This window comes from Clostridium arbusti SL206 (genome assembly GCF_000246895.1).
Classification (GTDB): Bacteria; Bacillota; Clostridia; order Clostridiales; family Clostridiaceae; genus Clostridium_I; species Clostridium_I arbusti.
This window is the reverse complement of sequence record NZ_BAEV01000116.1, coordinates 1-11,488: the sequence shown is the minus strand read 5'-3', so window position 1 is coordinate 11,488 and position 11,488 is coordinate 1. Positions and strand designations below refer to the sequence as shown.

At 29.0% G+C, this 11,488-nt stretch carries 8 protein-coding genes; all 8 read left to right on the top strand.

Annotated features, from left to right (window positions below; genetic code table 11):
- Nucleotides 1-37 precede the first annotated feature (37 nt).
- A complete protein-coding gene (locus tag RH99_RS15950; RefSeq protein ID WP_010240556.1) occupies nucleotides 38-2,044 on the top strand; it encodes an ATP-dependent helicase in 2,007 nt (668 codons plus the stop codon).
- 226 nt (nucleotides 2,045-2,270) lie between these two features.
- Nucleotides 2,271-3,428, top strand: coding sequence for an MFS transporter (locus RH99_RS15945; RefSeq protein ID WP_010240555.1), 1,158 nt, complete (start codon nucleotides 2,271-2,273; stop codon nucleotides 3,426-3,428).
- A 414-nt stretch (nucleotides 3,429-3,842) separates the two neighbouring features.
- Entirely contained in the window at nucleotides 3,843-4,688 is an 846-nt protein-coding gene (locus RH99_RS15940) for a polysaccharide deacetylase family protein (protein WP_010240554.1), read from the top strand.
- A 189-nt stretch (nucleotides 4,689-4,877) separates the two neighbouring features.
- The gene (locus RH99_RS15935; RefSeq protein WP_010240552.1) at nucleotides 4,878-5,177 is read left to right on the top strand and encodes a hypothetical protein; all 300 of its coding nucleotides are present in this window, start codon (nucleotides 4,878-4,880) and stop codon (nucleotides 5,175-5,177) included.
- A gap of 97 nt (nucleotides 5,178-5,274) precedes the next feature.
- Nucleotides 5,275-7,401 carry a cell division protein FtsA gene (locus RH99_RS15930; RefSeq protein WP_010240549.1) on the top strand — a complete coding sequence of 709 codons (2,127 nt, stop codon included), beginning with the start codon at nucleotides 5,275-5,277 and terminating at the stop codon, nucleotides 7,399-7,401.
- A 27-nt stretch (nucleotides 7,402-7,428) separates the two neighbouring features.
- Nucleotides 7,429-8,604 (top strand): M20 metallopeptidase family protein, encoded by a 1,176-nt coding sequence (locus tag RH99_RS15925; RefSeq protein ID WP_010240547.1) that lies wholly within the window; start codon nucleotides 7,429-7,431, stop codon nucleotides 8,602-8,604.
- A 171-nt stretch (nucleotides 8,605-8,775) separates the two neighbouring features.
- Nucleotides 8,776-9,729: an RluA family pseudouridine synthase gene (locus RH99_RS15920; protein WP_010240546.1), complete on the top strand. Its 954-nt coding sequence runs from the start codon at nucleotides 8,776-8,778 to the stop codon at nucleotides 9,727-9,729.
- Between the two features lie 90 nt (nucleotides 9,730-9,819).
- Complete coding sequence (locus tag RH99_RS15915) at nucleotides 9,820-11,433, top strand: putative polysaccharide biosynthesis protein (protein ID WP_010240545.1); 1,614 nt, start codon at nucleotides 9,820-9,822, stop codon at nucleotides 11,431-11,433.
- The last annotated feature ends 55 nt before the right edge of the window (nucleotides 11,434-11,488 follow it).

The window sequence follows — 11,488 nt, the reverse complement described above, 5'->3', positions numbered from 1 at the left end:
GAGTTTTTTAGAATTTTGGTAACGGGATAATTAAAATATGAAATATAGTTTAGATAAAAATCAGTTAGAAGCCGTTTCAACTGATCATAACAACGTATTAATTGTAGCAGCACCCGGTTCTGGAAAAACTACAGTTATAATAAATAGAACGGCACATTTAATAAAAAGTATAGGGGTAAAACCTGAAAATATTATAATTATAACATTTACAAAGGCTGCAGCTTTAAATATGAAGCAAAGATATAGATCGCTATTTAATAATATTGGTGAACCGTTCTTTGGCACTTTTCATGGGCTGTTTTATAAGATTTTAAGAAGACACTGTGATTCCATAAATATAATACAAGCCTATGAGAGTTATAGAGTGGTAAAGAAAGTTTTGGAGCCATATATGGATGAAGTTAATGAAGATAAATCAAGAGAAATAATAAATGATATATCTAAATACAAAAGTTCAAGATGTTCCTTTGATGAATTTGAGCCGTCTATTGAAAAATCAATTTTTAAGCAGTGCTATGACGCTTATGAAACCTATAAATTTGAAAAAAATGTTATGGATTTTGACGATTTACAACTTAAGTGTCTAGAATTATTTAAAAATGACAAGAGACTTTTAATAGGATACAGAAATTTATTTAAATATATGCTAGTGGACGAATTTCAAGATTGTGATTCTCTGCAAATAGAAATGTTAAAACTTTTAAATGAAAATAACAGTCTTTATGCTGTAGGAGATGAGGATCAGTGTATTTATGGATTTAGAGGCTCAAGGCCAGATTGTATGGTGAATTTTAATAGTATATTTAAAGATGGCAAGAAGATATATTTAAATATAAATTACAGAAGTGTCTGCAATATAGTTGATATATCAAAAAATCTCATTAAAAATAATGTTCTGAGAAATGAGAAGAATATACAGGCGAATAAAATGGAAAAGGGCAATATTAGTATACTAAACAATGTAAATGAAAATTCCCAGGCAGAGGAAATATCTCAAAGTATTATAAAATTACAAGCTATAAATAATTTGAAATTTAGTGATTTTGCCATTTTATATAGAACGAATGTGGAAAGTAGAAGTTTAATAGATAATTTTATAAGAAAGAATATACCTTTTAGGCTTCTAGATAAAGAATATAATTTTTTTGAACACTTTATATGTAAAGATATACTATCCTATTTAAGGCTTAGTATTGATTGTAGTAATAAGGAAAGCTTTTTAAGAATAATAAATAAACCTTTCAGATATATAGGAAAATCAAATTTAGAGAGAATACGAAAATACAAATATAAAGAAGATCTATTTGAAGTACTTAAAAATATAGAGGATATACCAATTTACCAAATGAAAACTATAGATAAATTAAAAAGAGATGTGCAAAAACTTAACAAAATGTCCTTGATGGGAGCTATACAATGCATAGTAAATGAAATTGGATATCGTGACCATATAATGGAGTATGCTAAGAAATATAAGTTTAAGGTGCAGGAACTAGAGGATATAATAGAGGAATTTAAAAAGGCTGCAGAAGAATACAAGACCATAATTACATTTTTGTCACATGTAGAAGAAGTAGGGGAACAACTAAAAAACAATAAAAAAGATATTACAAAGGATAGTGTTATACTAAGTACAATTCACGGTGTAAAAGGCATGGAGTTTAAAAATGTATTTGTTATAAGCTGCTCAGAAGAAAATATACCACATAAAAATAGCTTGCCAGATAATGTAGAGGAGGAGAGAAGGCTTTTTTATGTTGGGATAACCAGAGCTATTGATAATCTGTGGATATGTTTTAGCAGAGATGTAAGAGGGAAAACTAAAGACCCTTCAAGATTCATAAAGGAATGCAAACTTAATTTTAGTGAAGATTGTAATGGCGGATACAAAGTAGGGGATAATGTAAAACATATTTCCTTTGGACAGGGTAAAATTATTTCTTTGGATAATAAAGTTATAGAAATCGAATTTACAAATGGTATTAAGAGAAAATTTGATGCTGTAATACTTGGAAATAATAGGCTTATTAATAGGGTGAGTTGAAAAAAATAGGTGCTTTACCTATTATTTATAATTTTATGAAATCAATAAATATATAATTTTTTACATAATTAGAAACAGGAGTACTTTTAAGTGATATTTAGCTATGATTTATAATAGTTAAATATCACTTTTGTTTTATTCTAAATAAATAGTTTTCTTACTGTTGGTTAAGATATTACTATATTGGTTCAAAAAATTTAATGGGATTTTTCATTGGAGGTAGAATATGAATAAAAATTTTAAAAATATGATAATTGTTTTTATAGGTTTCTTTTTTTTATCTCTATTTTCTAATACATTATCACCTTTTATAACAACTATAAAAAATAACTATAATGTATCAAATGATTTTATTGCTATACTTCCACCAGTAATTTTTGGTGCGTCATTTATAATTAGTGTAGCTGGTGGAAAGATAATGTATATGTTAGGAATTAAAAAGGGATTATATCTAGGATTTTTATTTCCACTTATATCAAGCGTAATAATTCTATTTTCAAGAAATTTTTACATGATCTTAGTGGGGTATTTTGTATCCGGATTGGCAATAGGTATGTGTACATTGTCTTTAAGTACTATACTTTCACTGTTACCAGAAAAGTATCAGAAATTTAGCTTATCCAATGCGTTCATAGGATTAGGTGGAATCTTAATTTTGCCAATAGATAGATTTGTACTTAGAAAAGGTATACCTTTTAACTATACTTACATAATACATATAGTTTTTACAGTAATATTCTTTATTGTTGCAACTCAAATTAAAGGGGTAGTACCAACTAAAAGTAACGATGATAGTACTAAAGATACTTTTACAATACTAAAAAACCCTTTATTTTTATTGCTAGCTATTGCCATGTTTTTTTATGCGGGATCAGAGCTATCAACAACAAACTGGACTGGAAGATTTCTTGAAGGTTTCTATGGTATTAGTAAGGAAGAGGTACCAAGTATTTTGTCTAGTTTTTGGATATTATTTACTATAGGCAGAGCATTGGGAGATAAATTTTTAGATAAGGTTGGGAGATTAAGATTCCTTTCAATAGCTCCTCTTGTAGATATAGCAGGGATAGTTGTTATTTTGCTTGGAAGAAATAAAATGCAGGCTTATGCTGGATTTGCTATTATTGGAGTGTCTATGGCATTAGTATATCCGGCACTTCAAGGATATATAATACAAAATGTAGATAGAAGATATGTACCTGCAGCTTCTTCTATTATAACTATATTTAATAATATGGGAGCAATGATTTTAACCTATGTAATAGGGTTTGCTGGTGGAATAAGAATTACTTATGTTTTTGTCATTCAAATAGTATTTTATGCATATATATCAATAATTTCCTTTAGATATCTAATTTTTAAAACTAAAAAAGCTTTAAAATAAAATTTAATAAAAATTTTTCAGCTCATAAGAATAGAGGAGCTATGTCAAAACAATCTTTTAAATTATTTTGACATAGCTCCTCTTTGTATTCTTAAAAAAATAATATTTCTAAAATTTTTATCATATAAATTCTAAAGAAGAGATATTTATATTAATATTCAAAAATTAAAATTTATTAAAAATGTAGATGATATTATAGGTGAATAATTTTTCAAGTTGAATTTTCATTACGTATTGAAAAACACATTGAAAAATACATATATATGGATTAATATGTAACTATATGTAGAGACTTTATCTTATACTTAACTGTTGTGAGATAGTAAGTTATTATACTGAATAATAATTTTAATATTAAGTACAACATTAGATAATTCATTGATAATCAATAAAAGAATAATAGAGGGGATTTTTATGAAGAAAAGTAAAAAGAATATTATTAAACATTCAGTAATTTTATTCATAGCAGTGGGGGTATTGTTTTCTGCTTCATATTTTATTGGGGTTAAAAATAAAAAAACTGTAGCCTCAAATAAACCATTTAAAGCATCAGAAATTAAACATACTGAGGTAGTTAAAAAGGATAATACACCAAAAATACCAAAGACACCTGGAAAAGATGAATTGAGGAGTCTTATAAATGTAGATGATGGACAAAAGGTTGCGTATTTGACTTTTGATGATGGCCCATCACCAAATAATACACCTGTAATTTTAGATATATTAAAAAAAGAGAATATTAAAGCTACTTTCTTTATAATTGGTAAAAATGCAGAAAGAAACCCTAAACTTCTTGTAAGAGAAAAAAAGGAAGGTCATACTATTGGTATGCATAGTTATACTCATGAACCTGCAATAATATATAGGAATCCAGAAGCTTATTTAAATGATTTACAACAATGTTCCGATGCAATGACTAAAGCAGTTGGTAAAGATGGATATGATAGATGGTTAATTAGGTTTCCAGAAGGATCATTTGCAGTAAGAAATAAGCCGGGGTTTACAGAAGCTATAGCGTCTTCTGGATATCATTATGTTGATTGGAATGCACTAGATGGTGATGCTGAGCATTTTAAAATGGAAACACCTCAATATCTTATGAATAGATTCGTAAGTACTGTAGGTAAGCAGCATCATGTAGTAATATTGATGCATGATGCTGCAGCTAAGAAGTCTACAGCAGATACTTTGCCACAATTTATAAAATATTTAAAGGATAATGGGTTTATCTTTAAGACTATACCTAAATATCAGTCATAATCATTTATGTACAAATGAAGAAATTTATAATTATATGATTTTATTTTAATAGGATAAAAATAGTATTTTAGGTGTGGAATTTAGTATTTAGAAGGGCTAATACAATGAGTATAATATTGTCAATGTTGACATAAATATTCTATGTGATATACTTTAAAATAATGTGTAAGGATGGGGAGGTCATTTTTTATGATAGCGTTTACGAGAATGTGGGAAGATGTGTTCAAGATAATAAAGGAAGGCAAAGCTAAAGACTTGAATATAATTAAAAATTTTAAAAGTGGATTCATAGTTCTAGAAAATGAAAATACTGAATTTGTCACAAAACAGGATTTTTTGGATATTTGGTGTGAGCTTCTTTACTATAATCAAATATCTAAAGAACATGTAATTAAGGATGAAAATTCAAAAGCAAAATATGTATATAGTTTAATTAGCAAACTTCCATATGTAATTGAAGAAGAGGGAAAAATAAAGCTAAAAGAGTAGTTTTATTGAATATTTTGTAATAGTATTATATAATTTTATTAGGCTCATATTCTAAAGAATATGAGCCTTTAAATTATATTGTTAAGAGGTATAAATTATGGTGTCTCCAAGCATTTTGTCAAAAGATATTTTGTTTTCATTAGATATTGGTACTCGTACTGTTATAGGTGCAGTAGGAATTATTAGAGATAAAAAATTTCATATTATAGCTGAAAAATTTACAGAACATGAAGAACGAGCTATGGTAGATGGACAAATACATGACATAAGTTTAGTTGCTAAAGCAGCAAATAAAGTTAAAGAGGAGTTAGAAGAAGAACTTGGATTTAAACTTAAAAAAGTGGCAATAGCTGCAGCGGGAAGATTTTTGAGAACTACATTAGTAAAATCAAAAATAGAAATTGACGAAGACAAAGAAATAGACAAAGAGTTAATAAGAAGTCTTGAACTAACTGCCGTAAAACTTGCCGAGGAGGAAATTAATAAAATTACTGAAGGAAAGCTATACTGTGTAGGTTATAGTGTTAAAAATTATTATCTTAATGGTTATTCTATTTCTAACTTGTTGTCTCATAAAGGGCAGAACATTTCAGCTGAGGTGATTTCTACATTTTTGCCAAGGTCAGTAGTTGATAGTCTTTATGCAGTTACTAGGAGAATAGGATTATCGGTTTTAAATCTTACACTAGAGCCTATAGCGGCAATGGAAGCTGCAATACCAAAAAAATTAAGACTTTTAAATCTAGCACTTGTAGATATTGGTGCAGGTACTTCAGATATTGCAATAAGTAGTAATGAAACTATTAGTGCCTATGGCATGGCTTCTATGGCAGGTGATGAAATTACAGAAGCAATAGCACAGGCTTGCCTTGTAGATTTTAATACTGCAGAAAGAATAAAAAAGGAAGTTATTAAAAATAAAGAAGTAACTTATACAGATGTATTGAGTTTAGAAAATAGCATAAGTTTTGATGAGGTAATTAAAATTATAAGGCCTGTAGTTGAAAAATTATCTGAAGAGATAGCAAGCAAAATTATTGAGCTTAATGGTGGTAAAGCCCCAAATGCAGTGTTTTTGGTTGGGGGAGGGGCACATACGCCTCTTCTTAAAGAATTAATAGTTAAAAATCTGAATATACCAGATCAAAGGATAGCTATAAAGGGAACTGAAAGTGTTACTGATTGTGTATGCAGTGACAGTGATTTAGTAGGAAGTGTTGGTGTTACTGTTTTAGGTATAGCATTAGTAGCTATGAGAAGGTTCGGTGGAGATTTTATTGATGTATTTTTAAATAGCAGTGTAGTAAGTCTTTTTAATTCCAAAAAGAATACGATTATGGATGCTATCATGCAGACCGGTATGAATCCAAAGGTTCTTATGGGCAAAAATGGCAAAAATATAAGATTCAATTTAAATGGATCAAAACGTGTGGCTTTTGGAAGTATAGCAAAGAGTTCCGTAATTAAATTAAATGGAATGTTTGCTAGTCTTGAATCAGAAATAAAAGAAAATGATAAAATAGAAATAGTATTTGCACAAAATGGGAATAATGCAAAACCATATATAAAGGACTATATAAAAAAATTGGATTCTATAGGATTTTATTTAAATGGTGAAATTAAGAATTTAGAACCTCTATTTTTTATTAATGGACAAAAAGCTTATATGGATCATATTATAGGTGAAGGCGATAAGGTTGAGACTATATTTCCAAATACACTTGGACAATATAGAAAATTCTTTGATAATAATTTGAATTTAGAGTTTTATATGGGCAGTAGAAAGCTTAATGACGATTATATTATTAAAGAAGGAGATAGAGTATCAACAAATTTAATAATTAATGCTGAAAACAATGAAGAAAAAAATAATTATTACAATTATGAAAGTGAAAATAATTATGCTGAAGCAGAGGTGGCAGCAGATTCTGTAATAGAAGATGAAGAAGATCCTGTTAATAGTGAAATACTTAATCAGTCACAACATGAAAAAAATACAGCAGAAGAATTAGTAGGCTATGATAAAGAAATAAATGTATTTGCAAATGATGAAAGCATAAAACTAAATGGTAAGGACTCATATATATTTGTAGATATATTTAATTATATAGAATTCGATTTAAGTACTGTAAAAGGGGAACTTTTACTTTTGCTTAATGGAAATAAAGCTGGTTTTTATGATAAATTAAGATCTGGAGATAAAATAGAAATAAAGTGGAAATAGATTAAAGGGAAAAGAGAGGTATAAATTATGAATTTTTTAAATGAAGCAAATAAGATAAAAGATCAGCTAATAACCTGGAGAAGAGATTTTCATTCCCATCCTGAACTGGATTATGAGCTTTTCAGAACTAATGAAAAAATTAAAGCTTTTCTTGATAGCGAAGGCATTGAATATAAAGTTATAGCTAAAACAGGTATATGTGCTATTATAAAAGGAGCAAACCCAGGTAAGACTGTGGCCTTAAGAGGAGATATGGATGCATTACCATTACAAGAGGAAAATAAATGTGATTATGCTTCAAAGGTTAATGGAAAGATGCATGCTTGTGGTCATGATGCTCACACTACAATACTTATGGGAGCTGCAAAGTTATTAAATAGTGTAAAAAGTGAATTGAATGGAAATATAAAACTTTTCTTTGAACCTGCTGAAGAGACTACTGGAGGAGCAAGACTGATGATTGCAGAGGGAGCTTTGGAAAACCCAAAAGTAGATGCAGTTATTGGACTTCATGTAGAAGAAGCTATAGAAGTGGGAAATATAGGTGTGAAAAAAGGTGTAGTAAATGCGGCTTCAAATCCTTTTACTATAAAGATAAAGGGAAAAGGGGGCCATGGTGCACATCCAGATGTAACTGTTGACCCTGTGGTTATATCTTGTAACGTAGTTAATGCCCTTCAGACAATAATAAGTAGAGAACTTCCACCTGTATCACCAGGAGTTGTGACTATAGGTTATATTCATGGTGGTACTGCACAAAATATTATTCCTGAAGAAGTTAAAATTGGTGGTATTATAAGAACGATGAAAACAGAACATAGAGTATATGTTCAAAAGAGGTTAAGGGAAATAACTGAGGGAATAGTAACTTCTATGAGAGGAAGCTGCGAGATAGAAATAGAAGAGAGCTATCCTTGCCTGTACAATGATGATAAGATATTAGACATTGTTAAATCAAGTGCAGAAGAGGTTATTGGAAAAGAAAAAATAAATATTCTTGAAAATCCTAGTATGGGAGTTGAAAGTTTTGCTTACTTCTCTTTAGAAAGACCTTCAGCATTCTATTATCTTGGATGTAGAAATGAAGAAAAGGGAATAGTAAACCCTGCTCATGGAAGTCTTTTTGATGTGGATGAAGGTTGTATTCCTATTGGTGTAGCGATTCAGTGTACAGCAGCAGTTAGGATGTTAAAAGAATTGTAATTTTATCTTGATATTTAGTGAGTATTATTTAATAATATAATATTATTAATATTTTTTAGATGTGTTATTCTCAATTTAGTAGTATAATAATATCTTGTTGAACTATAATGTAGACATATTACCTAAAGGTATATAGTCTACATTATAATTTTTTAAATCACGGAGGAAAAGATGAAAATTGTAATTGGGCCCAATGAGGCCGGTCAAAGAGTAGATAAATTTGTTAGAAAATGGCTTAAAGATGTACCTTTAAGTGCCATATTTAAGGCCTTTAGAAAAGGAGATATAAAGGTAAACGGTAAAAAAACTAAGGAGAAATATTCACTTTTAGAAGGCGATATAGTAGAAACTTATTATATTTCATCTAAACCTGAAAAGAAAAAATTTGTAAGAGTAGATAACAATTTTAAAGTTACTTATGAAGACGAAAATATGCTTCTTGTGGAAAAGTGGCCAGGTGTTTTAGTACATTCAAATAGTGAAAATGGGGAGCCCACCCTTACAGATTATGCATTATCCTATTTATATGATAAAGGTGACTATGAGCCTGAAAAAGAAGTTACTTTTACGCCTGCACCTTGTAATAGATTAGATAGAAATACTTCAGGTATAGTGGTTTTTGGTAAAAATTTTGAAGCTTTAAAGAGTTTGAATGAAATGATAAGAGAAAGAACAGTAAAAAAATATTATACAGCTTTAGTAAAGGGAAAACTTAGAGATAGTGTGTACGAAGGATACATATATAAAAATGAAGATGCAAATATTTCTAAAGTATTTGACAGTGAAATGCCTAATACAAAGAAAATAGCAATGGAAGTAAAAACCATTCAAACTTGTGGAACATTTTCATTAATAGAAATAGATCTTATAACGGGAAGAAGTCATCAATTAAGGGCTCATTTAAGTCATTTAAATCATCCTATAGTTGGAGATAGTAAATATGGAGATAAAAAACTTAATAGTTTTTTCAACAATAAATATGGTTTAAACTATCAATTTTTATATGCATATAAGCTTATATTTAAGAATTGCCCTGAAAAGTTAGCGTATATGGAAAATAAGACCATAGCGGAATCATTGCCACCAATATTTAAGAAAATTAAGACTGATGTCTTTAAGTTTTAAGGTATGTGAAAGTAAATAACAAGACAAAGATAGGAGTATACTTACTAGTTATTTATTTACCATGCCTAATATATTTAAGAGGTTAATTTTATGAAAGAACAATCAACAGGTAAAGGATTTGCCATTTTATCAGCTGCTACTATGGCAGTTAAGCTTTTGTCTATAATTTATATGCCATTTCTTCTAAGAATAATTGGAGGAAATAGACCATTTGCAATATATAATACTACATATCAAATTTATGCATTTGTATATGTACTTACAAATGCGGGAATACCTAGCGCTATATCAAAGCTTGTATCTGAGTTTGTGGCGGTGGGAAACTATAAAAGTGCAGTAAAAACGTTTAAAATGTCAAGATTTTTACTTTTTATTGTAGGTGTAGTTATGGCAATTATAATGTTTTCTGTGTCTGGGCCACTTACAGAACATATGAATTATAAAGAGGCCAGATATTCTGTAATTGCCCTTTGTCCTGCTATATTGTTTACTTCTGTGGCATCTGCCTATAGAGGATATTTTCAAGGAAGAAGCAATATGAAACCTACAGCTGTATCTCAAGTACTTGAGCAAATATTAAATACAGTATTTTCACTTTTATTTGCAGCTATGCTTATAGGCCGTGGAGTTGAAGCAGGATGCGTTGGAGCTACTATTGGAACTACATTAGGGGCATTAGCTTCTGCTCTCTATTTAATAGTAACCTATGAAAAGAATAAGCATTTTAAGGTTTCTAGTATAGAAAATAGCAATAAAATGATAAAGCATACAAATAAACAGGTGTTAAGAAGAATTTTAAAATATAGTATACCTATAACTATTTGTATTGGAATAACAAATGCTGGTGTTCTTATAGATACTTACAATGTAACAGCTAGGCTTATTGCTGGTGGAGCTTTAAGAGATTATGCTCAAGGCCTTTATGGAATGTATGGTAAATATAATACACTAATTAATATGCCTATTACTATAATATCTGCTTTAGCAGTGGCAGTACTTCCAGCAGTTTCTAGAGCAGTGGCTCTTAAGGATAAGAAGCTTATAAAAAGTAAAATAAGCTTTGCCTTTAGAATAAGTTTTTTAATAGCAATACCAGCTGCAGTTGGATTTTCAATACTAAGTAAGCCTATATATACCTTGCTTCATCTGGGTGATGGATATACTATTATGATTTATGGTTCTATAATTGTAGTTTTTATGGCATTAGTTCAAATACAAACTAGTATTTTGCAGGGTATAGGAAAACTATATGTAGTAACTTTCTATTCAGTTTTGGGACTTGTTATAAAATATATTGTAAACTATATTTTAGTGGCTATTCCCAGTATAAATATTTATGGGGCTATCATTGGAAGTGCGGCGGGTTTTGGTATTCCAATAATATTAAATATAATATACATACAAAAGGTTTTAAAATTAAAGATTAATCTTAGAGGCTATATTATTAAACCTTTAGTTTCCTCTATATTTATGGCGGCGGTAATTTATGTTATATATAATATTTTAAATTACATAATAGGATTTATTTTCAAAGGATATTTCAATAATGCAATTTCAGTATTAATAGCCATTATTATAGGGATGTTAGCATATTTATATGCTATGTTATTGAGTAAAGGTATTACTAAGGAGGAAATGGACGTTCTTCCAAGCAGGATAACAAGATTCATACCTAAAAAGATACTTGCAAATATAAATAGATAAATATTAAGGTTATCTGGTTTACAGTATCTTTTAAGATAAGTAATTATAATAAAAA

What these genes read in the sequence shown, in the direction of transcription:
- RH99_RS15945 (WP_010240555.1), top strand. Translation starts at nt 2,271, where the DNA reads ATGAATAAAAATTTTAAAAATATGATAATTGTTTTTATAGGTTTCTTT.
- RH99_RS15915 (WP_010240545.1), top strand. Translation starts at nt 9,820, where the DNA reads ATGAAAGAACAATCAACAGGTAAAGGATTTGCCATTTTATCAGCTGCT.
- RH99_RS15940 (WP_010240554.1), top strand. Translation starts at nt 3,843, where the DNA reads ATGAAGAAAAGTAAAAAGAATATTATTAAACATTCAGTAATTTTATTC.
- RH99_RS15950 (WP_010240556.1), top strand. Translation starts at nt 38, where the DNA reads ATGAAATATAGTTTAGATAAAAATCAGTTAGAAGCCGTTTCAACTGAT.
- RH99_RS15930 (WP_010240549.1), top strand. Translation starts at nt 5,275, where the DNA reads ATGGTGTCTCCAAGCATTTTGTCAAAAGATATTTTGTTTTCATTAGAT.
- RH99_RS15920 (WP_010240546.1), top strand. Translation starts at nt 8,776, where the DNA reads ATGAAAATTGTAATTGGGCCCAATGAGGCCGGTCAAAGAGTAGATAAA.
- RH99_RS15935 (WP_010240552.1), top strand. Translation starts at nt 4,878, where the DNA reads ATGATAGCGTTTACGAGAATGTGGGAAGATGTGTTCAAGATAATAAAG.
- RH99_RS15925 (WP_010240547.1), top strand. Translation starts at nt 7,429, where the DNA reads ATGAATTTTTTAAATGAAGCAAATAAGATAAAAGATCAGCTAATAACC.